Below are 24,816 nucleotides of genomic sequence, written 5' to 3'. Positions count from 1 at the left end.
GCGTCGCTCGGTCGGCCCGGGTGCCGCCTAACCCACAGCCTTGCTAACCCACCGGCTTGCGCGACGACTTCCGCGCCTGGCGGCGGCTCTCCGCGATCGAGCGGAGCAGGCCCGCGCCGGCCAGCAGGAAACCGACGGCCATGAGCATGCTCAGTCCGAACATGTAGGTCGGAAACGGTTTCACACCGAGAAACAGCGGAGCCACCGTGACGAGGGTGGCCAGCGCGCCGACGAAGAAGACGATCGCACCGGCGCGGACGAGCCGATCGCCGGGCGCGGCGGAATTCGGTTGGGTTTTGTCACGCACCGGACCAGGGTAGTTCCCAGCGCAAGGGAACGGGCCGGCGACGTCTTGTCACCGGCCCCGGGACCATTAGCCTTGGTAGCGGCGGGTCGTGCGGCCCGCTCTTCTTATCGACAGCTTGTGAAGAGCTGTCCCAGAGCCGTTTCAGAAGCAGTTTTCCGACGAGTACGAGGACGAGGACAGACGTGCCTACCGGCAAGGTCAAGTGGTTCAACAGCGAGAAGGGCTTCGGCTTTCTCTCCCGCGACGACGGCGGTGACGTCTTCGTCCACTCCTCGGTCCTGCCCGCCGGAGTAGACACGCTCAAGCCCGGCCAGCGGGTGGAGTTCGGCGTCGTCGCCGGGCAGCGCGGCGACCAGGCGCTGTCCCTGACCCTGCTGGAGACGCCCTCGGTCGCCGCCGCGCAGCGCAAGAAGCCCGACGAACTGGCCTCCATCGTCCAGGACCTGACGACCCTGCTGGAGAACATCACACCGATGCTCGAAAAGGGCCGCTACCCGGACCGGGCCCAGGGCCGCAAGATCGCCGGGCTGCTGCGGGCGGTCGCCGACCAGCTCGACGTGTAGCCGACCGGCCACCACCACCACCGCCACCGGGCCGGCCGGCGACCGACCGGCCGGCCACCGGATCGACGCGCGGGACCGCCCGCGCCCGCCTACGCCCGCCCTCACCCGTCCAGGTGCTCTCGCCCGTTCAGGTGTTCTCACCCGTTCCGGGAGGCACTCCGGGAGGGCGCTTCGGAAGGGCGTTCCGGGAGGGCGTTCCGGGAGGGCGCTTGGGAGGGGCGTTTCAGGGAAAGGCCAGCGCGTCCGGGCCGAGGGGCGGCACCAGTCCCTCGGCCGCCGCGCGCGTGAGCAGTCCGCGCACGGCGGCGTAGCCCTCCTGGCCCAGGTCGGCGGTGAAGTCGTTCACGTACAGCGCGATGTGCTGGTCGGCGACGGCCGGGTCCATCTCCTGGGCGTGCTCCATGACGTACGCGCGCGACGCCCCGGGATCGTCCCAGGCGGCGCGCACGGAGGCGCGCGCGGCCTCGGCGAGCCGCCGCAGCGTGTCCGCGCCCAGGGAGCGCCGGGCGATGATCGCGCCGAGCGGGATGGGCAGCCCGGTGGTGCGCTCCCAGTGCTCGCCCATGTCGGCCAGGGCGTGCAGGCCGTAGTTCTGATACGTGAAGCGCGCCTCGTGGATGACCAGGCCCGCGTCGACCTTGCCGTCCCGCACGGCGGGCATGATCTCGTGGAACGGCATCACGACGATCTCCCCGACCCCACCGGGCACGGTGTCGGCGGCCCACAGCCGGAACAGCAGGTACGCCGTCGACCGCTCGCTCGGCACCGCGACGGTCCGGCCGGTGAGGTCCGCGCCGGGCTCCCGGGTCAGCACCAGCGGTCCGCAGCCGCGGCCCAGCGCGCCGCCGCAGGGCAGCAGGGCGTAGTCGTCCAGGACGTACGGCAGCACGGCGTACGACACCTTCAGCACGTCGTACTCGCCGCGCTCGGCCATGCCGTTGGTGACGTCGATGTCGGCGAAGGTGACGTCGAGCGCGGGCGCGCCGGGGACACGGCCGTGGGCCCAGGCGTGGAAGACGAAGGTGTCGTTCGGGCAGGGCGAGTAGGCGATCTTCAGCGGCTGCTCACCGGGTGCGGTCATGCGGGTTCCACCTCTCCGGGCTCTCCGGGCTTTCCGAGCTCTGCGGGCTCTCCGGGCTCTCCGGGACGGATCTCCGGGGGCTCCGGGTTCTCCGGGACCTCCAGGGCCCCCGGGTTCTCCGGGTTCTCCGGGTTCTCCGGGATCTCCGGGATTTTTGGAATCCCCGGGTTCTCCAGGACGGGCGCGAGCTTCGCGAACGCCTCCGTCAGGGCCGCCAGCGCGTCGGGGATGCGCCAGGCGGCGCGGTCGCGGGGGCCGACCGGGTTGGACACGGCACGCACCTCCAGCACGGGCACGCCGTGCGCGGCGGCCGCCTCGGCCACGCCGAAGCCCTCCATCGCCTCGGCCAGGGCGCGCGGATGGCGGGCGCGCAGGGCGGCGGCGCGGGCGGCGGTGCCGGTGACGGTGGAGACGGTCAGGACGGTGCCGGTGCGCGCGCCGGTCGCGGCGGCCGCCCGCCGCAGCAGCGGCCCGGGCGGGCGGTGGGTGACGGTGCCGAAGCCCAGCTCGGTGACCGGCAGGAACCCGTCGGCCGTCTCGGCGCCCAGGTCGGCCACGGTGATCTCGTCGGCGACGACGAGGGAGCCGACGGGGGCGTCGGGGAGGAAGCCGCCGGCGATGCCGGCGCAGACGACGAGTGCGTACGGAGTGCCGGCGAGGGCGGCGGCGGTGAGGGCCGCGGCGGTGGAGGCGGCGGCGAGGGCGGGGCCGACGCCGGCGGCCAGCAGGTCGACGCCGACGGAGGTGCGGTGCAGCAGTGCCCCGGGGTGCCGCACCTCGCGCACCGGTGCGGGGAACGCCCCGGCCACCGCGTCCCGCTCGGCGGGGACCGCGGTGGCCACGAGGACGCGCGGGGCGGATGCCGGGAACGGTTCCGGGAACGGTGCCGGGAACGTGGTCAGTCGCCCTTCTTCAGCTTGAACGACCAGACGCCGAGGGTGCTCTTGTCGCCCTCCTTGACGGAGACGATCGTCGAGTCGCCGGTGGCGCCGTACTGCGCGTTGAAGAAGACGCTGCCGGGGATGGTGCGGTAGGTCTTCTTGCTGGAGTCGGTGAGCGGCTGGCCGTTCATCAGGATCGTCCAGCCGTGGTCCGCGATCTCCGGGTCGACGCCGAAGCGCACGGTCTCGTCCGGGTCCACGGTGATGGTCTGGTCGGCCTTCAGGCACTTCTTCGTCTCGGACTGCTTCAGGGCATCGCCGTCGTGGTAGCAGGTGGCCTCCTCGCTGACCGAGGAGCGGCCGACCGTCAGCGTGGCCAGCGGCGTCGGCTTGTCGCAGGCCGACAGGACGAGCAGTCCGGCGGAAACGGCGCCGGCGGCGGCGACGGCGCGGCGGCGTCGCCCAACGGAGTGCAGCGTGGTCATGGCCGAAGGCTATCGGGCGCGCCGTCCACCCCACCCACGCGGGTCCGGCATGCATCGGGTCACACCGCCCGTCCCCGCCCCCGGGTCACACCACTCATGCCCCGAGCGCACCTCCCGTCCCTTCCGTCCCGGGTCACACCCCCGTGCCCCGGTCGCACCACCCGCCCTCCCCGGTGCGTACCGCCCACCCCTTCCCGGTGTGCACCGCCCGCCCCCGGGTCACACCACCCGCGCCGTCTGCGCCGCCCTGCCGCCCCGCCGGGCCGACGCGAGCAGCCCGCGCAGCGTGGTCAGCCAGCCCGCCGCCACGATCACGGCGCCCACCGACAGTCCCACCGTCCCGTTCAGCGGCAGCACGATGCCGACGGCGCCGCCCAGCACCCACGCCATCTGCAGCAGCGTCTCGGAGCGGGCGAAGGCGGAGGTGCGCACGAGTTCGGGAACGTCCCGCTGGATGAGGGCGTCCAGGGAGAGCTTGGCGAGGGCCTGGGAGAAACCGGCGACGGCGGCGAGGCAGGCGACGAGGAACGCGCCGAAGAAGACGGCGGCGATGACGGCGGCGCCCAGGACGGCCGCGCCGACGGTCACGACGATGATCTCGGGCGCCCGGGAGCGCAGCCACGCCCCGACGGCCGTGCCCAGCGCGTTGCCCGTGCCCGCCGCGACCCCGACCAGGCCGAGCGAGACGGCCGCGCTCTGGCCGGTGAGCGGGTGCTCGCGCAGCAGGAAGGCGAGGAAGAAGATGAGGAAGCCGGACAGGCAGCGCAGCGAGGCGTTGGCGCCGAGGGCGTGGGTGACGGCGGTGCCGACGGTGCGCAGGCCGGGGCGGCGCGGGGTGCTGCGGCGCGGGCCGTGCAGGTGCTGCTCGTCCGCGGCGAGCAGCGCGACGTCCTCGCCCTTCGCGGAGTCGACCTTCGGCGGCAGGGAGAACGACAGGAACGTTCCGGTGACGAAGAGGACGAAGGCGCCGTACAGCGGCCAGCGCGGGCCGAGGACCTGCAGCCCCGCGCCCGCCGGCGCCGCGACACCGGTGGCCAGCAGCCCGCCCAGGGTGACCCGGGAGTTCGCCTTGACCAGGGAGAAGCGGGGCGGCAGCAGGCGCGGCACCACGGCGCTTCTGACCACGCCGTACGCCTTGGACGCCACCAGCACGCCGAGCGCCGCCGGATACAGTTCCAGGCTGCCGGTGACCACCGCGCCGGACAGCACCAGCGCCAGCAGCGCCCGTGCCAGCATCGCGCCGGCCATCGCGGCGCGCCGGCCGTGCGGCAGGCGGTCCAGGAGCGGGCCGACGACCGGGGCGAGCACCGTGAACGGCGCCATGGTGATCGCCAGATAGAGGGCGACGCGGCCGCGGGCCTCGTCGGTGGGCACGGCGAAGAACACGGTGGAGGCGAGCGCCACGGTGATCATGACGTCGCCGGCGCCGTTCACCGCGTGCAGTTCGATCAGCTTGCCCAGGCCGGACTCGCCCGCGCCGTGGGCGTGGGTCACCCGGCGGATGCCGCGGGCGGTGCCGGTCACCGGCAGGCGCAGGGCGCGTCCGACGGTGCGGACGGACGAGGGCAGGCGGCTCCGGCGGCCCGGGTCGCGCCCCTTGAATTCCGTCTTTGCGGCTGCCATTCCGTCATAGTGCCCGTTCCGCGGACGTGTAGGGGGGTTACGGCCTCATAACGGCCGGCCGCGTCACGACACGCCGGGCGGGCGGGGCCCGTGGCGTCCGGAGCGGGAAACACCCGTCGGTGTAGGCCAGGCGCACGCGAGCAGGTAGCGTGCCTACAGCGCGCCGTGGCGAACGTTCTCGGCCGCGCGCCCGGTGTCATCCCGCAGAATGGGTGATGTGGGTGCGCCCGAGCGCGACACCGGCGCGGACGTCGACGCGGCCCCCAGGTCCGCTCCGTTCGCGCCCCCGCCGCCGGGCCGGCGCACCGTGAGAGGCGTAGGAGAGAAGCGATACCCGTGAGCGCAGCGACAACGCGAAGCCGCACCCCCGACCGCCTGTGCGCCGAGGCCGTCGACCTTGCCCGTGCGGCGGCCGAGGAGGCCGCCGCGCCCGGGGTGGTCGGTGAGCACGCGGGGGTGGTGTCGGAGGGCGACCGCGTCGTCACGCACTTCTTCGCCTGCCACGAGCTCGGCTACCGCGGCTGGCGCTGGGCGGTGACCGTGGCCCGCGCCTCGCGCGCGAAGGTCGTCACCGTCGACGAGGTGGTGCTGCTGCCCGGCCCCGACGCGCTGCTGGCGCCGGAATGGGTGCCGTGGAGCGAACGGCTGCGCCCGGGCGACCTGGGCCCCGGGGACCTGCTGCCGACCGAGGCCGACGACCTGCGCCTGGAACCGGGCTACACCGGCGCGGACGAGCCGCCGCCGAACTCCGCCGTCTCCGACGTCTCCGAAGAGATGGCCGACCTGGCGGAGGCGGAGGACGCGGAGGTCACCCCGAGCCCGCCGCGCACCCTGCCCACGGCGCCCTCCCGCGGCTCGATCGCCGCGGTCGCCGAGGAACTCGGCATGCGCCGGGCCCGGGTGCTGTCCCGCTACGGCCTGCACACCGCCGCCGACCGCTGGGAGGAGGCGTTCGGCCCGAAGACCCCGATGGCCCAGGCCGCCCCCGCCACCTGCGTGAGCTGCGGCTTCCTCATGCCGATCGGCGGCTCGCTCGGCCAGGCCTTCGGCGTGTGCGCCAACGAGTTCTCCCCGGCCGACGGCCGCGTGGTCTCCCTCGCCTACGGCTGCGGCGGCCACTCCGAGGCCGCGGTCATGCCCAAGCCCCCGCAGCCGGCCCCGCCGGTCCTGGACGAGACCCGCGTCGAACCCCTCCCCCTGCACCCGGCCCGCGACTCCGGCTCGGTCCCGGAAACCACGGACGAGTCGACGGCGGAACTGGGGCACTCGTAGCCGCGCCCGGCCGCCGGCCGGTCAGCCGTCGGCCGGCCGCCCGTCCTGATCGTCCTGCCTGCCCTGATCATCCTGATCGTCCGTGAAGATTTCCTCGGCCGAGGGGGTGATCACGGCGCGTCGGTGCCAGCGGCGCAGGGTGTCGGGGTCGTCGCAGCCGAGGATGCGTGCGCGGACGGCTTCGGGGATGTCGAGGCCGCGCACCTCCAGCACTTCCAGGACGTCCTCGGCGGCGCGCTGCGTCTGCCCTTCGACCCGGCCTTCCTGTCGGCCTTCCTCCCGGCCTTGCTCCCGGAGTTCCTGGGAGAGGGGTGACTTGTAGAAAGAGAGGTCCACGGCCACCAGCTTCCTCCAGATCTCTACTGCCGGGTGTTTGCCCAGGCCCTGTGCGATGAGTTCGGTGATCGGGTTGGCCTGGGCTGCGGATGCGGCGCGGAACCGGTCCGGTCTTTCTGCGGCTGAGTTCCGGTGGCCCTGGCTTACTCGTCCGTGAAGATCCCCTCGGCCGAGGGGGTGATCACGGCGCGTCGGTGCCAGCGGCGCAGGGTGTCGGGGTCGTCGCAGCCGAGGATGCGTGCGCGGACGGCTTCGGGGATGTCGAGGCCGCGCACCTCCAGCACTTCCAGGACGTCCTCGGCGGCGCGCTGCGTCTGCCCTTCGACCCGGCCTTCCTGTCGGCCTTCCTGTCGGCCTTGCTCCCGGCCCTGTTCCCGGAGTTCCTGGGAGAGGGGTGACTTGTAGAAAGAGAGGTCCACGGCCACCAGCTTCCTCCAGATCTCTGCGGCCGGGAGTTTGCCCAGCCCTTGTGCGACGAGTTCGATGATCGGGTTGGCCAGGGCTGCGGGTGTGTCCTGCAGCACCGTGGTCATCGTTTTGAGTATGGCCCCGATGTCCGGATCCGTGGCGTGGGTGATGGCGGACAGCGTGGCGAGCGCGAGGTCCTCGCGGACCTCGGCCGGGTCGGTGAGCACCGGCATGTTGTGCGGTCCCGCGACGAGCGGACGCAGGGTGAGCAGGGGCCACTGGCGGGGGCCGAAGCGGACCGGGCGCGCGGCCCACTCCGCGGTGGCGCGGTCCTGGCAGACGACCAGCAGCATCGGCTGCAACCGGTACTTCGTGAGCAGGTACGAGGCGTAGTAAGCCCAGCTCGCGGGCTTGTCCGGATCCTTCTTTCCCTGGGCCTCGACCGCCAGGAGCAGCGGATCGTCGTTCTCCGTCTCCAGCCGGAGCAGGGTGTCGACGCGGCGTTCCAGCGGACGGGCCTCGGTGAGGTCCGTGGGCAGGACGGCGAACGAGGTGGGCGGGGAGAAGTCGATGCCCAGCACCTCGGACACCCGGGAGAACAGTCCCGGGTAGTCCTGGAAGATGCGGTGCATCGCCTCGTGGGACGAACTGACCATGGGAGGGGTGCGCTTCTTTCGTTTCTTCTGTCGGTATGGCGGGCTGCCTGCCGCTCGGGGGGCCCGGAACGGGGCCCGGTCGCAGCCGTCGCACGTCTGGAGCGGGTGCCGGGCGGCCGGTGGGGAATCGGGAGCGGGGGCTCGGAGGAGGGCGGGGGACGATGCGGCCGCCGGAGCGGGGGCGTGGGGGCGCCGGTTCGGGTGGTTGTCGCCCGTAATCCGGGGCCGGGCGTGCGAGGGCGCGTTAAGGTGCTGCGTATCCATCAGGAAGGTCCTGTCTTCCTCGGTGGTCAGGCCCTCGCGCTGGGATGCCAGCCCAGTGCGGGGGCCGACGCACGTCTGCGGCTGGGTTGCGGCGAGCGTAGGGCAGGCAACCGCTCCCGAATCCAGCCGATTTGGGGATGTTCACCCATGCGAGTGAGGGCGGCCGCGGGCGGGGGAGGGGGGCTTGGCGGGGTTCTTTCGCCCCCGTGTTCCTTGGGAAAGAGCACCCGTCCCGCCGGAGCACGAACGGCCGGGTTCCGGTGCGGGCAGGGCGACTTCGGCCCAGACGGTCTTGCGCGGGGAGGGGCCCTCGGCGACTCCCCAACGGGTGGCGAGCGCCTCGACCAGCAGCAGCCCGCGCCCCGACTCCTCTCCCGGGCCGGGGTGGCGCAGGTGCGGGCGGCGGTCCCCGCGGGTGTCGGTCACCTCGATCCGCAGGGTCGCGCCGACGACGTAGAGCGTCAGCCGGAAGTTCCGGCCGGCGACCCGGCCGTGTGCGGCGGCGTTGGCCGCCAGTTCCGCCACGAGGTGCTCCGCCGGGTCCCGCGGGAATCCCCAGGCGCGCAGCCGCTCGGTCGCCAGCAGGCGGGCGAGGCGCGCCCCGCGGGGCGTGGGGGACAGCAGGACGCTGAAGTTGCGGACGGGGCTGCCGATTTCGGCTTCGGAGGTGGCGGTTTTCTGGTTCACGTCACCCAGCGTGGCGGAGCGTGCGTACCGTAAACAGTGACGACTCTGATACGTAGGGTGACTGTCGGGCGGTTGTCCGGCCGTGTCCGGACTGTCGGAACGACCCGTACGGGTAGGGGGCGTCGCTGCACGGTCGTACGACGGAGGGGTGCGGGATGTCGGTCGAGACGGACGTCAAGACGGGTGTCGAGACGGATACGGAACGGCTCATCGGCGAGACGGACGAGCCGGGGTGGGAGGTGGACCCGGACGACGAGTGGGGACTGGCGGTCATCGCCACCGTGGGGCGGCAGTTGAGACTGCGCCGGGAGGCGGCGGGTCTGCGCGCCGCCGAGTTCGGCAAGGTCCTCGGCTACGGCGAGGACCTCGTCTACAAGATCGAGGGCGGGAAACGGATCCCCCGGCCCGAGTACCTGGACAAGGCCGACGAGGTGCTGGGGGCGGGCGGGCTGCTCGCCGCGATGAAGGAGGACGTGAAGAAGGTCCGGTACCCGAAGAAGGTGCGGGACCTGGCGAAGCTGGAGGCCAAAGCGGTCGAGCTCCAGCTCTACGACCCTCTCAACATCCACGGGCTGTTGCAGACACCGGAGTACGCCCGTGCGCTGCTCAGGATGCGGCGCCCCGCGTACACCGAGGAGGAGGTGGAGCGGTTCGTCACCGCGCGCATGGCCCGTAAGGCCGTCTTCGAACGGGACCCGGCGCCCGAGATCAGCTTCGTGCTGGAGGAGTGGACGCTACGGCGCCCGCTCGGCGGGAAGGACGTGCTGCGCCACCAGCTCGAGCACCTGCTGGAGGCGGGGCGGCTGCGCAGTGTCGAACTCCAGGTGATGCCGATGGACCGCGAGGAGCATGCCGGTGTGGACGGCGGGATCGAGGTGCTGAAGTTCGAGGACGGTTCGGCTGTAGGGCGTTCACCAGCATTGGCCAACGGACGACCGGTCTCCGAGCCGAGGCAGCTCCGTATCCTGGAACTGCGGTATGGCATCATCCGCGCTCAGGCTCTCACCCCACGTGAGTCAACGGCCTTCATCGAGCAACTGCTGGGGGAAACATGACGCGCAACGCCTCGGCCGGGGAAACCTCCAAGCTGGCATGGTTCAAGAGCAGCTACAGCAGCGGCAGCGAAGGTGACTCCTGCGTGGAGATCGCCATAGCCCCCCGCACCGTCCACATCCGCGATTCCAAGAACGTCCAGGGCCCCCGCCTTGCCGTCACCCCCGCCGTGTGGGCGGATTTCGTGGCGTACGCCGCTGAGCGCTGATCCCGGTTTCCGTACCGGCGGTGCACGTGTTCATGCGCTTGCGCAACACAAGGTCGCTGCGTGTCATTGACCAACCACTGAGGGATACATGATCCGCAAGATCTCCGCCGGAGACGCTTCCGAGCCGGTGTGGTTCAAGAGCAGCTACAGTGACGGCCCCGACGGCAACTCCTGCGTCGAGGTCGCCGCCACCTCCGGCACCGTCCACATCCGCGATTCCAAGAACGTCCAGGGCCCCCGCCTTGCCGTCACCCCCGCCGCGTGGGCGGAGTTCGTGGCGTACGCCGTCGAGGGCTGACCGTCGCCGGGGCCGGTCCCCGTACCGTCGATGCGCGTCCGCCGCCCGAGGGGCGGTACCTTCGTGCTCACGTCGACGAGGAGAGGGAACGTGAGCAGCAAGTTCGTGCGGCCCGCCGCCGAGGGCGCGGACCCGTTCGGGACCGCGCGTCTGCGGCGCGGGGTGCTGGACGCGTGGGCGACCAGCCCGGCCCGGTTCCGGGAGGACGCCAACGCCGAGGAGGACCTGGTCCTGGGCGGCTACCGGGACCGGCTCGTCGTCGAACTGGCGCAGAACGCCGCCGACGCGGCGGCCCGCGCCGGCGTGCCCGGCCGGTTGCGGCTGACGCTGCGCGACGGCGTGCTGGTCGCCGCGAACACGGGCGCGCCGCTGGACGCGGCGGGGGTGGAGTCGCTGTCCACCCTGCGCGCGTCGGCGAAGCGGGACACGCCGTCCGTGGGCCGGTTCGGAGTGGGGTTCGCCGCCGTCCTGACCGTCACCGACGAGCCGGCCGTGGTGGGCCTGCACGGCGGGGTGCGCTGGTCGCTGGCCGAGGCGCGGCAGCTCGCGGAGGAGACCGCCCGGCACAGTCCCGGCCTGGGCGACGAGATCCGCCGCCGGGCGGGGCACGTGCCGCTGCTGCGGCTGCCGTTCGCCGCGGAGGGCGCCGCGCCCGAGCCGTACGACACGGTCGTGATCCTGCCGCTGCGCGACGCGGCCGCCGCCGACCTGGCCGAGCGGCTGCTGCGCGGCGTGGACGACGCGCTGCTGCTGACGCTGCCGGGCCTGGCCGAGGTCGTCGTGGAGATCGGCGACGAGGCCCCGCGCACCCTGGTCCGCCGCGACGAGGACGGCTGCACGGTCGTCGAGGACTCGCTCCCCCCCTCTCGGCTTCGCTCGAGCGGGGGGACCCCCATGGGCACCACCCGGTGGCGTACGGCGTCCGCGCACGGCCCGCTCCCCCCGGAGCTGCTGGCGGACCGGCCGGTGGAGGAGCGGCTGCGGCCGCACTGGTCGGTGACCTGGGCGGTGCCCGTCGCCGCCGACGGTTCCCCGCGGCGCCCCGGCACCGCGCCGGTGCTGCACGCGCCCACGCCCAGCGACGAGCCCCTCGGCGTGCCCGCGCTGCTCATCGCGTCCTTCCCGATGGACAGCACCCGCCGGCACACCGCGCCCGGCCCGCTGACCGACTTCCTCGTGGAGCGGGCCGCCGACGCCTACGCCGAGCTGCTGGCCGCCTGGCGGCCGGTGACCGAGGGGATCATCGACCTCGTGCCCGGACCGCTCGGCAAGGGGGAGCTGGACGGAAGGCTGCGGCAGGCGATCCTGGAGCGGCTGCCGCGCACCGCGTTCCTGCCGCCCGCGCTGCCGCCCGGCGGGCCGGACACCGACGACCTGCCGGAGGCGCTGCGGCCCCGGGACGCGGAGGTCGTGGAGGGCGCCGGCGCGGAGACCGTACGGGTCCTCGCCGACGTGCTGCCCACGCTGCTGCCGGCCGGCCTGGAGCGGCGCGCGGAACTGCGCGTGCTCGGTGTGGCGCGGGTGCCGCTGACCGAGGCGATCGACCGGCTGGCCGGGCTGGAGAAGAGCCCCGAGTGGTGGTGGCGGCTGTACGACAGCCTCGCCGGGGTCGACCCCGACCGGCTGACCGGGCTGCCGGTGCCGCTCGCTGGGGGTACCTCCCAGGCGTCCAGCACTGGGGGAGTGCGGACCACGATCGGGCCCCGGCAGGTGCTGCTGCCCACCCCGGACGCCGTCCGCATCGACCCGGAGGTGCTGGCCCGGCTCGGCCTGAAGGTCGCCCACCCGGACGCCGCGCACCCGCTGCTGGAGAAGCTCGGCGCGCTGCCCGCGACGGCGCGGGCGGTGCTCACCACCCCGCAGGTGCGGGCCGCGGTGGCCGCCAGCCTGGACGCGGACTCCGGCGCCTGGGACGAGGACACCCTCGACCCGGAGGAACTGGCCGACACGGTGCTCACGCTGGTGCGCGACGCGCACCTGGAACCCGGCGACGAGCCCTGGCTGGGCGCCCTGGCCCTGCCCGACGAGGACGGCGAACTCGCCCCGGCCGGTGAACTCGTCTTCCCCGGCGGCCCGTTCGCGCAGGTCATGCGTGAGGGCGAACTCGCCTGCGTGGACGCCGACCTGGCCGAGAAGTGGGGCGAGGAGACGCTGGCCGCCTGCGGTGTGCTGGTGACCTTCGCGCTGGTGCGCGCCACCGACGTGGTCCTCGACCCCGACGAACTCGAACCGCGCGACGGCGACTGGGCCGAGCCCGACGACGTGGGGCTGCTGGACGCCGTCGACGTGTGGTGCGAGGACGTCCTGGACCGCTTCCCCGACACCCCGGTGCCGCCGGTGGCGACCGAGATCGTCGCCGTGCGCGACCTCGACCTCGTCGACGACGACAAGTGGCCGCAGGCCCTGGCCCTGCTGTCGCGGCCGCCGCTGCGCGACGCGCTCGTGCAGCCGGTGCGGGTCCTGCTGCCCGACGGCACCCACGAGGTCGCACGGCCCTACACCGCCTGGTGGCTGCGCGGGCACCCCGTCCTGGACGGCCGCCGCCCGGCGGGCCTGCGCGTGGCCGGCGGCGATCCGCTGCTCGCGGGCCTGTACGACGAGGCCGACGCGACCGGGTTCGACGACGAGCAGGTGCTGCGGGCGCTCGGCGTGCGCACCTCGGTGGCGGCGCTGCTGGACGAGCCGGGCGGCGCGGCCGAGCTGCTGGACCGGCTCGCCGACCCGGACCGCCCGGTCGGCCCGGCCCAACTGCACGCGATCTACACGCTGCTGGCCGACCTGGACCCGGAGCAGGTGACCTTGCCGGACGAGCTGCGGGCCGTCGTCGACGGGCGGGTGGAGGTCGTGGACGCCGCCGACGCCGTGGTGTGCGACTCGCCCGACCTGCTGCCGTTCACCTCCGGCGTGCCGCTGCTGCCGGTGCGGCCCGCGCGGGCCGCGGAGCTGGCGGAACTGTTCCAGGTGCGGCGGCTGAGCGAATCCGTCACCGGCGAGGTGCACTCCGAGGGCACCGAGCACGACGTCCCCGACTCGGTGCGGGTGCTGCTCGGGCCGCGCACCCCGGCGACCTACGTCGAGCATGAGGAACTCGTCGTCGACGGCGTCGAACTGGACTGGCGGCTCACCTCCGACGGCGTCGTGCACGCCGCCACCCTGGAGGGCGTGGCCGCCGGGCTGGCCTGGGCGGCCGGCCAGTGGCCGCGGCGCTTCGAGGTGGCCGCGCTGCTGGAGGACCCGTCACGGACGGAGGAACTGGCACGGGACCGCTGGTTCGACTGACCGACGCCCCGCCGACCGGCTGGTTCCGTCGCCCGGCCGGTCCCGTCGCCCGGCTGGTTCCGCCGACCGGCTGGTTCCGCCAGGTGGCCGGCCTCACTGACCGGCCGGTCCCATCACCCGTCGAGGGCGCGCCGCGGGGAGCGCGGCGCGCCCTCGACACTTCCCTCACTTTTTCTTCATCTCCCGTACAACCATTCGTTCCCGCCGAAGATCTGATCACGCGAGTCAAGAGACTCCACGATCACTTCTCCCCTGGGGGAACGCATGCGCATTCGCGCCACTGTGGCAGCCGTCTCCGGCGCCCTGGCCCTGTCCGCCCTCGCCGTGCCTGCCGCGCAGGCGGACGGTTCCGCCTCCTCCTACCGCGCCGATGTCGCGAAGGTCCTGCACGCGGCGCACGCCGCCTCCGGCAAATCGACGTACACCGCCGCCTCCCCGGCCGACGGCGCCCCCTACGCGCTGAACGTCACCTTCTCGAACTTCAAGATCGCCTCGGCGGTCAAGGTCGGCACCACCAACCACGTCTCCACCACGGTCACCTACACGCTGACCCACGGCGCCGACGTGGACATCACCGCGGACGACTTCCTCACCGGCCCCTACATCTACAAGGGGTCCTTCGACACGCCGGACAACATGCTGTTCGGCGACGCCCCGGCGACCTGCACCGCCACCTCGTCGACCACGGCCACCTGCAAGGGCCTGATCGACGTCTACCCGGCCGAGGGCGAGCTGTTCAACTCCGACGCGGGCACCTGGCACGGCGCGGCCCTCGCCATCGCCTACAACGGGCAGGACCCGAACAGCGACAGCTTCGACATCACCAAGGTCGGCTACGCCGACCAGGGCCCCCTCGGCACCACGCTGGTGCAGCGCTACTCCAAGCTGACGGTCAACGCCTCGCCCGAGCCGGTCAGGAAGGGCAAGACCATCACGATCACCGGCAAGCTCTCCCGCGCCAACTGGGAGGACAACCAGTACCACGGCTACACCGGCCAGTCGGTCAAGCTGCAGTTCCGCAAGAAGGGCTCCAGCACCTACACCACGCTGAAGACCATCAAGACCGACTCGTACGGCAACCTGAAGACCACCGCCACCGCCTCCACCGACGGCTACTGGCGCTACAGCTTCGCGGGCACCTCGACCACCCCGGCGGTCAACGCCACGGGCGACTTCGTCGACGTGCAGTGACACGGAAGCACCTCTGATGCCCGGCGGCAGGACCTGCTGAGGTCCTGCCGCCGGGGCGTGCTGGACGACGCTCAGCGCCGAGTGAGCACCCACACCGCACCGGCCGCCGGAGCGCGGAGAACCACCAGGACGACGATCCCCGGGTCATGTCCCCTGTAGTGGTGGAGTCACTGGCCGAGCTGGTTCGTTTCGGGCGGGGGAAGCTGCGGGTCGTCCTCGGTGGTCAGCAGCCTGTCCCGATGGCCGTTGCGCCAGGTGGTGCGCTTCCCGGAGTGCTCGCCCGGGGCGGCGCCGATGACCTCAGTGGCCTCGGCCTCGATGAGCTCCTGCGGGATGCGCTCGCACACCACCCTGATCGTCTCAACTCCGTCGGCCGTACGGAGTGACTTCAGCAGCCGCATCAGGTCGGACCGGGACCAGGCCATCGTGTGCTCCTCCGGTCGAACTGCCCGTTCACCAGGGAGACTTGCGCGATGGCCCACCTCTGTTCAGGGAGTCAGGGAGCAGTCACGGACAGCGGGTGCACGCCCCGAGCAGATACCCCGCGCGTCTCCGTCGCTCGACCGGCTGCACCACTCGGCGGGACACCATCCCTGGGCCGGTCCAAAGGGAGCGGCTGGAGCGGGAGTTGGAGCGTGGTCGGCTCGCGCACGGGTGGCCGGACCAGCGGTGGACACTGGCGCGGATCAAGACGCTGATCGGTCGGCTGTTCCACGTCTCGTACACGGTCGAGGGCACCTGGCTGTTGTTGAAGCGGCACGGCTGGTCCTGGCAGCAGCCGGACCGTCGCGCGATCGAGCGGGACGACGGTGCGGTGGAGCGGTGGAAGAAGGAGGTCCGGCCGCAGGTGGAAGAGAAGCGGCCGAGCGGGGTGCGTGGATCTCCTTTGAGGACGAGGCCGGGCAGTCGATGACGCCGCCGCGGGCCAGGACCTGGGGCCGGGTCGGCCGCAGCGGAACGGGAAGCCTTCCAAGACCGTGTCGGCGTTCGCCGGGGAGGGCATGCTGGACCTGGGAGCGGGGAGGGGGCGTTGTGCCGGAGACGAAGGAACGGAGCCGGGATCTTCTCGGGCGCGTGTTGCTTGGGCTGTTTCGTTGCGTGATGGTGCTCATCGTCGCCTTCTTCGCCGTGCGGACCTACGAGGAGACAGCGATCGCCGTGGCGCGCGCCACCGGAGGACTGCGCACCGTGCGGGCGACCGTGGCAGGGGTACAGCACATCACCCACGAGCGCTGCACGGGGGCCGGTCAGGACACGGACTGCAGTCACAAAGACTTCTGGTCCAGTGACGACGTCATCGTGCGGGCCGACGGAGCGACCAGAACCGTGACGGTGGAAGATGCTCCCTCCTTCGCCGAGGGGCAGCAGGTGCGGCTCGGCATGTGGCACGACACGGTCGTGCAGATCGACGAGTACACCGTCCACAGCGCCTGGACCGGCGACGGCTTCCTCCTCGTCGTGTCCCCGCTGCTGTACCCGCTCGCCATGGCGTACACCATCGTCGTGGTCACCGCGCTGCTGGCCCGCCTGCTTGGCCGGCGGGGACGGGCCCGCCTCGACGTGGGTGAGCGCCTGCACGCCGACATCTTCGGCGTCGTGACCGGCCTGGCCGTGTGCCTGATTCTCGTCTTTGTCTCGGCAGCCCGGGACAACGGCAATCCGCCGTGGTGGCCTGTCGTCCCGGCCGGCGCTGGTATCGCCTGCGCCGCATTGGTACTCCTGCGCAACGCGCGGGCGGCGACCGAACCGGGCACCGCGGTCGCCTGAGGGAACAGCCCGGGTGTGCTGTGGCCGGACATCTGCCGGCCGCGTCACCCACCCTGTCCGGCGCCGGCGCAGGCGGCACGCGCCCACCGGTGCGGCTGGGAGGATCGGGAGGTGCATGGGGCCGGGCAGAAGGACGGAGGGCGGGCCTTCCTCGCCGGACATGCGCACGTGCTGCTTGCCCTGGGTGTCAATCCCCTGGTTGCGTAGCGACGTTGGTTATGCGGCCCGGTCTTCCTGATCGGTCTCGGTCCGCGCTTCTTGGATGATCCGTTCGAACGTGATGGGCGGCTTCCCGTCGGCTGCGCTGTGCCTCCGCCTGATGTGGGAGAAGTCCGCGATCCACGTGGCGATCTTCAGCCTCGCCTCGGCCCGCGTCGCGAAGGTGCGCCGGTGGACGTATTCGACCTCGAGTACCGAGTGGAACGACTCCACGGCGGCGTTGTCCAGCGCCGACCCGACTCGCTCCATCGACTGCACGACGCCCCACCGGGCGCAGCTGCTGGAACGCCTCGGCCGTGTATGCGCTGCCGCGGTCGGTGTGGAAGATGACCCCGCCGACCTGGCCGCCCCGCGTTGGGGAGTGTCTGATCAACGCGGATCTGATGATCAAGGAGACGCCGGAGATGACCGGCACCGTCGTTGAGCACGAGCCCGCTGAGCAGTCGGTCCAGGCGCCGTCGAGTACGGCGACGGACGAGCGGTTGATCGCAATGCTGGTGGATTGCGCCCGCACGGACGGGCTGCGGCTGACCGGCGAGGGCGGGCTGCCGCGGCAGCCGACCAAGCGGGTGCTGGAGTCCGGGCCCGTTTCCGTGGCCGTGACGCGAGCCTGGCCCGGGGTACCGTTCATGTCGCAACGTGTCCTTCCTGGCGGCGAGTTCGGCGCTTGCGAACTCGACGTCTCACCGCCTGCCAGGCACGAGCGCGTCAGTTCCCGGGCGGTTGGATGACGGCAATCCGCCAGATCACCGAATCGGCCGCCGAGAGCTTCCACGTCAGTTCGTGGATATGGGTGTGCGGTATTTCAGCGGTGAACACGCCGCTCCCGTCACCGCACTGAGACCCGGCGAGGGTCTTTCCTGCAGCGGTGATGTCGAACTTGGAGGGGCCGGCGCATGTCCACATCACGGTGACGGACGGGGATTTCCCCGCTGATGCGGGAAGCGTGACATCGGCCGCGCCGTGACCCGACCCCGTGTACAGCGCTTTCGATCCGGTGGGGATCGGAGACCGGACCGGATCGGGAAGGCGGTCCGAGCGTGTCGGAGTCTGCGCCGAAGAGCGGGGCGCACCGGTTCCCGTCGTCGCTCCGGCCGTGGCCGACGTCGTCCCGTGGGCAGGGGCCGCCCGGGGGTGAGCACCGCCGGAACAGGCCGGCACAAGCGCCAAGGCCGACAGGCCGACGACCGACAGGCCGACGGCCGACAGGGAAGGCTTCATCAGATCGTCCTCGACTCACGAGTGGCCGATACAGGGCGGGAGCGCCGGGAGCTCGGCGCTCCCGTGGCGGGAGACGATCCACTTGCAGGCACCGTTCTTCACGCCCGCTGTCGTCCCCCGGTGGCGGGCGTGATCACGACACTCGCGGGTAACGGACCGATCCGGCAAGCCCAGCCGGGAGATCTGAGCATCAATTGAGCATCCCGCCCGTTCGACGGGTGGGCGCGGCCGTGGTGGCGGTCGACGGTGGCTTCCCCGTCGGCGCCGGATGGCCCCGGAGCCACCTGGGTCGGCCGGGGCGGCCGGGGGCGGTCGTCGTCAATTTCCGGCCACCTGGGCAATCGCTGTGCCAAGGGCGGTGCAGGTGACGACAAAATCGCGATCACGCCCTACAACTGCGCGGACGTCTCGTGGGTCTGATCGCGTGAGTCAGTCAGACTCCCCGATCGACTTCTCCTCCTGGGGAACCACATGCGCATTCGAGCCACCGTGGCCGCCGTCTCCGGCGCCCTGGCCCTCTCCGCCCTCGCCGTCCCGGCCGCCCACGCCGCCGGCACGCCGTACACGCTGGGCGTGAGCTTCTCCAACGTCAAGATCGCCTCGACGGTCAAGGTGGGGACCACCAACGAGGTCAGCGCGACGTACACCTACACGCTGACCCACGACGCGAGTGTGGACATCACCGCGGACGACTTCTACACCGACGCCTACCTCTACCGCGGCACCCTGGACGACCCGGCCAAGACGCTGGAGGGCGACGACTTCGCCACCTGCACGGTCACCTCGTCCACCACCGCCACCTGCGAGGGCACGGTCGACATCTACCCGGCCGACGGCGACCTGCAGAACGCCGACGCCGGAAGCTGGAAGCTCGCCGCCGAGGCCACCGCCTTCAACGGGCAGGATCCGAACAACCCCGACATGGGCAAGGTCGGCTTCAAGGACCAGGGCGACCTGGCCACCACCCTGGTGCAGCGCTACTCCAAGCTGACCGCCAACGCCGGCCCCGAGCCCGTCGGCAAGGGCAAGACCCTCACCACCACCGGCAAGCTGTCGCGGGCCAACTGGGAGGACCACCAGTACCACGGCTACGCCAACCAGCCGGTCAAGCTGCAGTTCCGCAAGGCGGGCACCACCACGTACACCACCGTCAAGACGGTCTACTCGGACGCGTACGGCAACCTGAAGGCCACCGCCACCGCCCAGTACGACGGCTACTGGCGCTTCAGCTTCGCCGGCACCTCGACCACCCCGGCGGTCAACGCCACCGGCGACTACGTCGACGTGCAGTAACCCCCGAACGGGACACCTGGACCGGGAAGCGGCGGTCGACCCACCTCCACAGGAGTTCCAGGGCGGCCGCCGCCACCACCGCCACTCCCACCGCGGTCCAGGGCATCTCCATCCCCACCAGCCGCAGCGCGAAGAAGCGCTGCAGCCACGGCACGGCCAGTACCAGCAGGAAGGCGGCGCCCATCGCGGCGACCAGGGCGATCCGCCACCAGGTCCAGGGGCGGGCGACGATCGCCAGGACCCACATCGACACCAGGAACAGGGTCAGCGTCGCCGCGCTCGTCTCGGCGTTCAACTGGTACGGCCCGGTGTAGTGGTGACGGGCCATCAGGTATGTGGCGAAGGTGGCGAGGCCGGCGACCGCCCCGCCGGGCACCGAGTGGCGCATCACCCGCCGCACGAAGTGCGGCCGGGCGCGCTCGGCGTTGGGGGCGAGGGCGAGGAAGAAGGCGGGCACGCCGATGGTGAGGGTGGACAGCAGGGTCAGGTGCCGGGGCAGGAACGGGTACTCCACCTGCCAACACACCACCAGCAGCGCCAGCAGCACCGAGTACACCGTCTTCACCAGGAACAGCGTCGCCACGCGCGTGATGTTGCCGATCACCCGGCGGCCTTCGGCGACCACCGACGGCAGGGACGCGAAGCTGTTGTCGAGCAGCACGATCTGGGCCACGGCCCGGGTGGCCTCCGAGCCGGAGCCCATCGCCACGCCGATGTCCGCGTCCTTCAGGGCGAGCACGTCGTTGACGCCGTCGCCGGTCATCGCCACCGTGTGCCCGCGTGCCTGCAGCGCGTTCACCATCTCCCGCTTCTGCCGCGGGGTGACCCGCCCGAACACCGTGCCCGCCTCCAGCGCCCGCCCCATCGCCTCCCGCCCGGCCGGCAGCCGGCGCGCGTCCACCACGGCGCCGTCGAGGCCGACCTTGGCGGCGACCGCGCCCACCGACACCGCGTTGTCGCCGGAGACGACCTTGGCGCGCACGTGCTGCGCGGCGAAGTAGCGCAGGATGTCGGCGGCGTCCGGCCGCAGCCGCTGCTCCAGCACCACCAGCGCGGTCGGCTCGGCGTCCCGGGCGACCTCGGGGTCGTCGAGGCCGCGGCGGGCCCGGGCGAGCAGCAGCACGCGCAGCCCCTGCTCGTTGAGCCGGTCGGTCTCCGCCAGGGCCGGGTCCCCCTCGGGCAGCAGCACGTCGGGCGCGCCCAGCAGCCAGGTGACTTCCTCACCGTCGGCGTCAGCGTTGCCGGCGCCGTCGTCGTCGGAGCCGCCGCCGTCGTCGCCGTCGAGGAAGGAGGCGCCGCTGTACTTGCGGGCGGAGGAGAAGGGCAGCGCCCGGGTGCGGCGCCACCCCGCCGTGTCGGGGAAGGCGTCGGTGATCGCCGCGAGGGAGGCGTTGGGGCGCGGATCGGCTCCGCCGAGCGCGCCGAGCACCGTACGGACGTATGCCTCGTCGCCGTCGTTCAGGACGCGCAGCCCGGTGACGTCCAGGCCGCCCTCGGTGAGGGTGCCGGTCTTGTCCAGGCACACGGTGTCGACGCGGGCCAGGCCCTCGATGGCGGGCAGCTCCCGCACCAGGCACCGCCTGCGGCCCAGCCGGACCACCCCGATGGCGAAGGCGACGGAGGTCAGCAGCACCAGCCCCTCGGGGACCATGGGCACGATGCCGCCGACCGTGCGGGCGACGGAGTCCTTCACGCCGTGCCGCTGGACGAAGAGCTGGCTGACGACCAGGCCGAGCGCGGTCGGGACCATCATCCACGTGACGTACTTCAGGATGGTGGAGATGCCGGTGCGCAGCTCGGAGCGGACCAGGGTGAAGCGGGAGGCCTCCTCGGCGAGCTGGGCGGCGTAGGCCGCGCGGCCCACCCTGGTGGCCTGGAAGGCGCCGCCGCCCGCGACGACGAAGCTGCCCGACATCAGGGTGTCGCCGGGGTGTTTGACGACGGGGTCGGCCTCGCCGGTCAGCAGCGACTCGTCGATCTCCAGCCCGTCGGACTCGACGCACGTGCCGTCGACGACGACCTTGTCGCCGGGGCCGACCTCCAGCAGGTCGTCCAGGACGATCTCGTCGGTGCCGACCCGGACGGCGGTGCCGTCCCGGCGCACGGTCGGCCGGGCCTCGCCGATGACGGCGAGGGAGTCGAGGGTCTTCTTCGCCCGCCACTCCTGGACGATGCCGATGCCGGTGTTGGCGAGGACCACGAAGCCGAAGAGGCCGTCCTGGATCGGCGCGACCACCAGCATGACCAGCCACAGCACGCCGATGATCGCGTTGAAGCGGGTGAGGACGTTGGCGCGGACGATCTCGGTCAGGGAGCGGCTGCTGCGCACCGGGACGTCGTTGACCTCGCCCCGCGCGACGCGCCGCGCCACCTCGGCGGCGCTCAGCCCGGTCGCCCGGGTCCGGACCGGCCCGGGGCGCGCGGGGCCGGGCGCGGCGTCCGCGTCGGCGTCGGCGTGCGTCATGGATTCGACGGTACGTGCGGACGCGTGTCCTCACCGCCCGGCCGGGCGGAAGTTCCGACTCGGGGAGGAGCGGGTGTCGTGCGCTGGTTGTACCGCCGCCGACCGGGCGGGCGGCGGCGGGTGCGAGGCGTGGGACGCGGGGTTATTCGGCGGACGTGGGCTGCTCGGGGGCCTGCCGGGACTGCTGCTCCTGGCGGGGCTGACGGGGCTGACAGGGCTGGTGTGACTGGTGCGGCCGCTACGGCCGCTACGGCCGCTACGGCCTCTGCGGTCCCTGCTCCTGCTGCGGCTGCTGCTCCCGCTGCTCCCGCTTTTCCTGCTGTTCCCGCGTCGCGGCCTCGGCGGCCGCCGCGCGCTTCAGGGCCGCGTCGCGCCGCCGGACGTACCAGACGCCGATCAGGCCCAGGCCCCCGCCGGCCAGGCAGGTCCACAGCCACCAGGTGTGGCCGTGGTCGTGGAACCAGCCGTAGAAGGGGAGCTGCACGAGGAAGAGGACGAACCAGACGATCGTGCCGCCGGTGACGGTGGCGACGACCGGCCCTTCCAGGGGTTCGGGCGCCTCGTGCTTGGGGGTCCACTTGGCCATGGGGACAGCTTACGCAGGCCGGGGGTGCGGGCCCGCGGGCCCGGAAGTGCGCGGGCGCGCGGGCAGGGAGGGACGCGGACACGCAAGCCCGGGAGCCAGGGAGGCCGGGAACCAGGGAGCCCGGGAGTACGGGAGTGCGGGAGTGCGGGCGCGCGAGCCGAGAGGTGCGGGTCCGCGGGCCGTGAGTCCGGTCACGTGGACCGCGTCTCTACGCGCGGAGATTGGCATGGGCGTCGTTCATATGTTCATACTGAAACCGTTTGTGTCTGGCCGCTTCTGTTCGTAGGAAACGCCAACAGGGGTCGGGGGAACCCGTTGGTGATGAGGTTCCGCATGTCCACCTCGGCTCCCGCCAAGGTCCCCGCGCCCGAGCAGCCGGGGGCCGCACCCGCCTACGGTCCCCTCGACCGCTTCTTCCGGATCTCCGAACGGGGCAGCACGCTCTCCCGTGAAGTGCGCGGCGGTCTCGCCACCTTCTTCGCGATGGCGTACATCGTCGTGCTCAACCCGATCATCCTCGGCAGCGCCAAGGACATGTACGGGCACCAGCTCGACCACGGTCAGCTGGTCACCGCGACCGCCCTGACGGCCGCGTTCACCACGCTGCTGATGGGTGTCGTCGGCAACGTCCCGATCGCGCTGGCCGCCGGCCTCGGCGTGAACTCCGTCGTCGCGCTCCAGCTCGCGCCGCGCATGTCCTGGCCGGACGCCATGGGCATGGTGGTGCTGGCCGGTTTCGTGGTGATGCTGCTGGTGGCCAGCGGGCTGCGCGAGCGCGTGATGAACGCCGTGCCCTACGGGCTGCGCAAGGCCATCGGCATCGGCATCGGCCTGTTCATCATGCTGATCGGCCTGGTGGACTCCGGCTTCGTCTCCCGCATCCCGGACGCCGCGCAGACCACCGTCCCGCTCCAGCTCGGCAGCGGCGGCCACCTCAACGGCTGGCCGGTGCTGGTCTTTGTGCTGGGCACGCTGCTGACGCTGGCGCTCATCGTGCGCAAGGTGCCCGGCGCGATCCTCCTCTCGATCGTCGCCATGACCGCGCTCGCCGTGGTGATCAACGCGGTCGCCAAGGTGCCCTCCTGGGGCCTGACCACCCCGAAGTGGCCCGGCAACCCCGTCGCCACCCCCGACTTCGGCCTGATCGGCAAGGTCAGCCTGTTCGGCGGTTTCGACAAGGTCGGCGTGCTCACCGGCGTCCTGTTCGTCTTCACCGTGCTGCTGTCGTGCTTCTTCGACGCGATGGGCACGATCATGGGCGTCAGCGACGAGGCGAAGCTGACCGACGCCCAGGGGCAGATGCCCGGCATCAACAAGGTCCTCTTCGTCGACGGCATCGCCGTGGCCGCGGGCGGCGCCAGCTCCTCCTCCGCCACCACCTGCTTCGTGGAGTCCACCGCGGGCGTCGGCGAGGGCGCGCGCACCGGTTTCGCCAACGTCGTCACCGGCGGCCTGTTCGCGCTGGCGCTGTTCCTGGCGCCGGTCGCCACGATGGTGCCGTCCCAGGCGGCCACCCCGGCGCTGGTCGCGGTGGGCTTCCTGATCCTGGCGGGGTCGGTGAAGGAGATCGACTGGGCGGACCACACGATCGCGATCCCGGCGTTCGTGACGATGCTGATGATGCCGTTCACCTACTCGATCACCAACGGCATCGGCATGGGCTTCCTCACCTTCGTGGTGCTGCGCCTGGCGGCGGGCCGCGGCCGGGAGGTGCCGACGGCGATGTACGTGGTGGCCGCGGTCTTCGCCTTCTACTACCTGATGCCGGCCCTGGGTCTGACGTGAGCCCTCAGGTGACCCTGTCGACCCCGTTGATCCCGTTGACCCCGTAGAACTCCTCCGTCTCCTCGACGGCGGCCTGGAACCGCTCGTCGAAGTCGTCCCGAATGAGCGTCCGGACCACGTAGTCCTGGACGCTCATTCCTCTTTTCGCGGCGCGGGCGCGGAGCCGCTCGTGCAGGTCGCGGTCTATGCGCAGGCTGAGCACGCTGGTCGCCATGGGCACGAGGGTCGCGGCAGCACCGGGCGGGAGGTCGGCGTTCCGCGCCCGGATCACCCGTACGAGTGGAGCGTTCGCTCACTCGTACGGGTGGTGCGTTCGGTCGCTCGTACGGGCGCGGTGGGGTCCGCGGCGGGGCCGATGCGGGGCGTACGTGGCCAGAGTCACGGTGGCCGACGGGGCCTCCGAGTGGTCTTTAGTCAGAGTAATGAGTTACGCTAAACACCATGCCGGACCTTAGCCATGGCGACGACGCTGCCGCCGTGAACTCCCTGCGATCCGCCGTGATGCGGCTGTCCCGTCGGCTCAAGCACCAGCGGGTCGACGAGTCGCTCAGCCCCACCGAGATGTCGGTGCTGGGCACGCTGTCCACTTGCGGCAGCGCCACCCCGGGCGAGCTCGCCCGCAAGGAGCACGTCCAGCCGCCGTCGATGACCCGCATCGTGGCGCTGCTGGAGGCCAAGGGCCTGGTCCGGCTGGAGCCGCACCCCGAGGACCGGCGGCAGAAGGTCGTCACCAGGACCGAGCAGGCCGAGGCGATGCTCGAGGAGAGCCGCCGCAAGCGCAACGCCTTCCTGGCCGGTCTCATCGAGGGACTCGACGAGGACGAGTGGGCGAAACTCCGCGCCGCCGCCCCCGTACTGGAGAAGCTCGCGCACCTGTAAAGAGACAGTC

24 protein-coding genes and 3 pseudogenes are annotated in these 24,816 nt (G+C 72.2%); 13 read left to right on the top strand and 14 right to left on the bottom strand.

The window, feature by feature from the left end:
- Positions 1 to 43: 43 nt before the first annotated feature.
- Positions 44 to 307, bottom strand: a complete 264-nt coding sequence (locus IE225_RS18390) for a hypothetical protein (protein WP_190058639.1) — start codon at positions 305 to 307, stop codon at positions 44 to 46.
- Between the two features lie 182 nt (positions 308 to 489).
- Here IE225_RS18390 and IE225_RS33915 point away from each other — a divergent pair, with 182 nt between their 5' ends.
- The gene (locus tag IE225_RS33915; protein ID WP_190058638.1) at positions 490 to 870 is read left to right on the top strand and encodes a cold-shock protein; all 381 of its coding nucleotides are present in this window, start codon (positions 490 to 492) and stop codon (positions 868 to 870) included.
- A gap of 223 nt (positions 871 to 1,093) precedes the next feature.
- On the opposite strand, the gene IE225_RS18380 is transcribed toward IE225_RS33915, so the two are convergent.
- The 4 genes and pseudogenes from IE225_RS18380 to IE225_RS18365 all read right to left on the bottom strand — a co-directional run bounded on the left by IE225_RS18380 (position 1,094) and on the right by IE225_RS18365 (position 4,940).
- Positions 1,094 to 1,951, bottom strand: a complete 858-nt coding sequence (locus tag IE225_RS18380; RefSeq protein ID WP_190058637.1) for a 1,4-dihydroxy-6-naphtoate synthase — start codon at positions 1,949 to 1,951, stop codon at positions 1,094 to 1,096.
- 167 nt (positions 1,952 to 2,118) lie between these two features.
- A pseudogene (locus IE225_RS18375) lies at positions 2,119 to 2,853 on the bottom strand (futalosine hydrolase); the annotation flags it as partial.
- Positions 2,850 to 3,317 (bottom strand): DUF2771 domain-containing protein, encoded by a 468-nt coding sequence (locus tag IE225_RS18370; protein WP_190058635.1) that lies wholly within the window; start codon positions 3,315 to 3,317, stop codon positions 2,850 to 2,852. The gene IE225_RS18370 and the pseudogene IE225_RS18375, both read right to left, overlap by 4 nt.
- A 219-nt stretch (positions 3,318 to 3,536) precedes the next feature.
- The gene (locus IE225_RS18365; protein WP_190058634.1) at positions 3,537 to 4,940 is read right to left on the bottom strand and encodes an MFS transporter; all 1,404 of its coding nucleotides are present in this window, start codon (positions 4,938 to 4,940) and stop codon (positions 3,537 to 3,539) included.
- Positions 4,941 to 5,276: 336 nt separating this feature from the next.
- Between IE225_RS18365 and IE225_RS18360 the strand changes: the two genes are divergently transcribed.
- Entirely contained in the window at positions 5,277 to 6,212 is a 936-nt protein-coding gene (locus IE225_RS18360; RefSeq protein WP_190058633.1) for a DUF3027 domain-containing protein, read from the top strand.
- Between the two features lie 21 nt (positions 6,213 to 6,233).
- Here the strand turns inward: IE225_RS18360 and IE225_RS18355 are convergent, their stop codons facing one another.
- The 3 genes from IE225_RS18355 to IE225_RS18345 form a co-directional block, all read right to left on the bottom strand.
- A complete protein-coding gene (locus tag IE225_RS18355; protein WP_308432522.1) occupies positions 6,234 to 6,554 on the bottom strand; it encodes an RpnC/YadD family protein in 321 nt (106 codons plus the stop codon).
- Between the two features lie 137 nt (positions 6,555 to 6,691).
- Positions 6,692 to 7,612, bottom strand: a complete 921-nt coding sequence (locus IE225_RS18350) for an RpnC/YadD family protein (RefSeq protein ID WP_190058632.1) — start codon at positions 7,610 to 7,612, stop codon at positions 6,692 to 6,694.
- A 405-nt stretch (positions 7,613 to 8,017) separates the two neighbouring features.
- Positions 8,018 to 8,563 (bottom strand): ATP-binding protein, encoded by a 546-nt coding sequence (locus IE225_RS18345; protein ID WP_190058631.1) that lies wholly within the window; start codon positions 8,561 to 8,563, stop codon positions 8,018 to 8,020.
- 155 nt (positions 8,564 to 8,718) lie between these two features.
- Between IE225_RS18345 and IE225_RS18340 the strand changes: the two genes are divergently transcribed.
- The 5 genes from IE225_RS18340 (at position 8,719) to IE225_RS18320 (ending at position 14,592) form a co-directional block, all read left to right on the top strand.
- Positions 8,719 to 9,618 carry a helix-turn-helix domain-containing protein gene (locus IE225_RS18340; RefSeq protein ID WP_190058630.1) on the top strand — a complete coding sequence of 300 codons (900 nt, stop codon included), beginning with the start codon at positions 8,719 to 8,721 and terminating at the stop codon, positions 9,616 to 9,618.
- The gene (locus IE225_RS18335; protein WP_190058629.1) at positions 9,615 to 9,824 is read left to right on the top strand and encodes a DUF397 domain-containing protein; all 210 of its coding nucleotides are present in this window, start codon (positions 9,615 to 9,617) and stop codon (positions 9,822 to 9,824) included. The genes IE225_RS18340 and IE225_RS18335 overlap by 4 nt, the downstream gene beginning before the upstream one ends.
- A gap of 88 nt (positions 9,825 to 9,912) precedes the next feature.
- Positions 9,913 to 10,122: a DUF397 domain-containing protein gene (locus tag IE225_RS18330; protein ID WP_190058628.1), complete on the top strand. Its 210-nt coding sequence runs from the start codon at positions 9,913 to 9,915 to the stop codon at positions 10,120 to 10,122.
- Between the two features lie 30 nt (positions 10,123 to 10,152).
- Positions 10,153 to 13,401, top strand: coding sequence for a sacsin N-terminal ATP-binding-like domain-containing protein (locus tag IE225_RS18325; protein WP_229879674.1), 3,249 nt, complete (start codon positions 10,153 to 10,155; stop codon positions 13,399 to 13,401).
- 264 nt (positions 13,402 to 13,665) lie between these two features.
- Entirely contained in the window at positions 13,666 to 14,592 is a 927-nt protein-coding gene (locus IE225_RS18320; RefSeq protein WP_190058626.1) for a hypothetical protein, read from the top strand.
- A gap of 215 nt (positions 14,593 to 14,807) precedes the next feature.
- On the opposite strand, the pseudogene IE225_RS18315 reads toward IE225_RS18320, so the two are convergent.
- A pseudogene (locus IE225_RS18315) lies at positions 14,808 to 15,017 on the bottom strand (transposase); the annotation flags it as partial.
- A 179-nt stretch (positions 15,018 to 15,196) separates the two neighbouring features.
- Here IE225_RS18315 and IE225_RS18310 point away from each other — a divergent pair.
- Positions 15,197 to 15,546, top strand: a pseudogene (locus tag IE225_RS18310) (helix-turn-helix domain-containing protein); the annotation flags it as partial.
- A gap of 78 nt (positions 15,547 to 15,624) precedes the next feature.
- A complete protein-coding gene (locus tag IE225_RS18305; protein WP_190058625.1) occupies positions 15,625 to 16,359 on the top strand; it encodes a hypothetical protein in 735 nt (244 codons plus the stop codon).
- 216 nt (positions 16,360 to 16,575) lie between these two features.
- Here IE225_RS18305 and IE225_RS18300 read toward each other — a convergent pair whose 3' ends face one another.
- Positions 16,576 to 16,836 (bottom strand): integrase core domain-containing protein, encoded by a 261-nt coding sequence (locus IE225_RS18300; protein ID WP_190058624.1) that lies wholly within the window; start codon positions 16,834 to 16,836, stop codon positions 16,576 to 16,578.
- 125 nt (positions 16,837 to 16,961) lie between these two features.
- Here IE225_RS18300 and IE225_RS18295 point away from each other — a divergent pair, with 125 nt between their 5' ends.
- Entirely contained in the window at positions 16,962 to 17,309 is a 348-nt protein-coding gene (locus tag IE225_RS18295) for a hypothetical protein (protein WP_190058623.1), read from the top strand.
- On the opposite strand, the gene IE225_RS18290 is transcribed toward IE225_RS18295, so the two are convergent.
- Positions 17,287 to 17,799, bottom strand: coding sequence for a hypothetical protein (locus tag IE225_RS18290; protein ID WP_190058622.1), 513 nt, complete (start codon positions 17,797 to 17,799; stop codon positions 17,287 to 17,289). The genes IE225_RS18295 and IE225_RS18290 overlap by 23 nt on opposite strands.
- 471 nt (positions 17,800 to 18,270) lie before the next feature.
- Between IE225_RS18290 and IE225_RS18285 the strand changes: the two genes are divergently transcribed.
- Positions 18,271 to 19,092, top strand: a complete 822-nt coding sequence (locus IE225_RS18285) for a hypothetical protein (RefSeq protein ID WP_190058621.1) — start codon at positions 18,271 to 18,273, stop codon at positions 19,090 to 19,092.
- Here IE225_RS18285 and IE225_RS18280 read toward each other — a convergent pair.
- A complete protein-coding gene (locus tag IE225_RS18280) occupies positions 19,058 to 21,556 on the bottom strand; it encodes an HAD-IC family P-type ATPase (protein ID WP_190058620.1) in 2,499 nt (832 codons plus the stop codon). The genes IE225_RS18285 and IE225_RS18280 overlap by 35 nt on opposite strands.
- Positions 21,557 to 21,812: 256 nt before the next feature.
- Positions 21,813 to 22,142 carry a DUF2530 domain-containing protein gene (locus IE225_RS18275; protein ID WP_229879671.1) on the bottom strand — a complete coding sequence of 110 codons (330 nt, stop codon included), beginning with the start codon at positions 22,140 to 22,142 and terminating at the stop codon, positions 21,813 to 21,815.
- Between the two features lie 333 nt (positions 22,143 to 22,475).
- Between IE225_RS18275 and IE225_RS18270 the strand changes: the two genes are divergently transcribed.
- Positions 22,476 to 23,927: an NCS2 family permease gene (locus IE225_RS18270; RefSeq protein ID WP_190058619.1), complete on the top strand. Its 1,452-nt coding sequence runs from the start codon at positions 22,476 to 22,478 to the stop codon at positions 23,925 to 23,927.
- A gap of 4 nt (positions 23,928 to 23,931) precedes the next feature.
- On the opposite strand, the gene IE225_RS18265 is transcribed toward IE225_RS18270, so the two are convergent.
- Positions 23,932 to 24,141: a toxin-antitoxin system HicB family antitoxin gene (locus tag IE225_RS18265; RefSeq protein ID WP_190058618.1), complete on the bottom strand. Its 210-nt coding sequence runs from the start codon at positions 24,139 to 24,141 to the stop codon at positions 23,932 to 23,934.
- Between the two features lie 227 nt (positions 24,142 to 24,368).
- Between IE225_RS18265 and IE225_RS18260 the strand changes: the two genes are divergently transcribed.
- A complete protein-coding gene (locus IE225_RS18260) occupies positions 24,369 to 24,806 on the top strand; it encodes a MarR family winged helix-turn-helix transcriptional regulator (RefSeq protein WP_190058617.1) in 438 nt (145 codons plus the stop codon).
- Positions 24,807 to 24,816 lie beyond the last annotated feature (10 nt).

The sequence above is a fragment of the Streptomyces echinoruber genome (assembly GCF_014651135.1).
Lineage (GTDB): Bacteria > Actinomycetota > Actinomycetes > Streptomycetales > Streptomycetaceae > Streptomyces > Streptomyces echinoruber.
The sequence above is the reverse complement of the archived record's forward strand: the minus strand, read 5'-3'. Positions and strand labels throughout refer to the sequence as shown.

What these genes read in the sequence shown, in the direction of transcription:
- IE225_RS18380 (WP_190058637.1), bottom strand. Translation starts at nt 1,951, where the DNA reads ATGACCGCACCCGGTGAGCAGCCGCTGAAGATCGCCTACTCGCCCTGC.
- IE225_RS18370 (WP_190058635.1), bottom strand. Translation starts at nt 3,317, where the DNA reads ATGACCACGCTGCACTCCGTTGGGCGACGCCGCCGCGCCGTCGCCGCC.
- IE225_RS18365 (WP_190058634.1), bottom strand. Translation starts at nt 4,940, where the DNA reads ATGGCAGCCGCAAAGACGGAATTCAAGGGGCGCGACCCGGGCCGCCGG.
- IE225_RS18350 (WP_190058632.1), bottom strand. Translation starts at nt 7,612, where the DNA reads ATGGTCAGTTCGTCCCACGAGGCGATGCACCGCATCTTCCAGGACTAC.
- IE225_RS18340 (WP_190058630.1), top strand. Translation starts at nt 8,719, where the DNA reads ATGTCGGTCGAGACGGACGTCAAGACGGGTGTCGAGACGGATACGGAA.
- IE225_RS18335 (WP_190058629.1), top strand. Translation starts at nt 9,615, where the DNA reads ATGACGCGCAACGCCTCGGCCGGGGAAACCTCCAAGCTGGCATGGTTC.
- IE225_RS18330 (WP_190058628.1), top strand. Translation starts at nt 9,913, where the DNA reads ATGATCCGCAAGATCTCCGCCGGAGACGCTTCCGAGCCGGTGTGGTTC.
- IE225_RS18325 (WP_229879674.1), top strand. Translation starts at nt 10,153, where the DNA reads ATGCGCGTCCGCCGCCCGAGGGGCGGTACCTTCGTGCTCACGTCGACG.
- IE225_RS18320 (WP_190058626.1), top strand. Translation starts at nt 13,666, where the DNA reads ATGCGCATTCGCGCCACTGTGGCAGCCGTCTCCGGCGCCCTGGCCCTG.
- IE225_RS18295 (WP_190058623.1), top strand. Translation starts at nt 16,962, where the DNA reads ATGATCAAGGAGACGCCGGAGATGACCGGCACCGTCGTTGAGCACGAG.
- IE225_RS18290 (WP_190058622.1), bottom strand. Translation starts at nt 17,799, where the DNA reads ATGAAGCCTTCCCTGTCGGCCGTCGGCCTGTCGGTCGTCGGCCTGTCG.
- IE225_RS18285 (WP_190058621.1), top strand. Translation starts at nt 18,271, where the DNA reads ATGCGCATTCGAGCCACCGTGGCCGCCGTCTCCGGCGCCCTGGCCCTC.
- IE225_RS18280 (WP_190058620.1), bottom strand. Translation starts at nt 21,556, where the DNA reads ATGACGCACGCCGACGCCGACGCGGACGCCGCGCCCGGCCCCGCGCGC.
- IE225_RS18275 (WP_229879671.1), bottom strand. Translation starts at nt 22,142, where the DNA reads ATGGCCAAGTGGACCCCCAAGCACGAGGCGCCCGAACCCCTGGAAGGG.
- IE225_RS18270 (WP_190058619.1), top strand. Translation starts at nt 22,476, where the DNA reads ATGTCCACCTCGGCTCCCGCCAAGGTCCCCGCGCCCGAGCAGCCGGGG.
- IE225_RS18265 (WP_190058618.1), bottom strand. Translation starts at nt 24,141, where the DNA reads ATGGCGACCAGCGTGCTCAGCCTGCGCATAGACCGCGACCTGCACGAG.
- IE225_RS18260 (WP_190058617.1), top strand. Translation starts at nt 24,369, where the DNA reads ATGCCGGACCTTAGCCATGGCGACGACGCTGCCGCCGTGAACTCCCTG.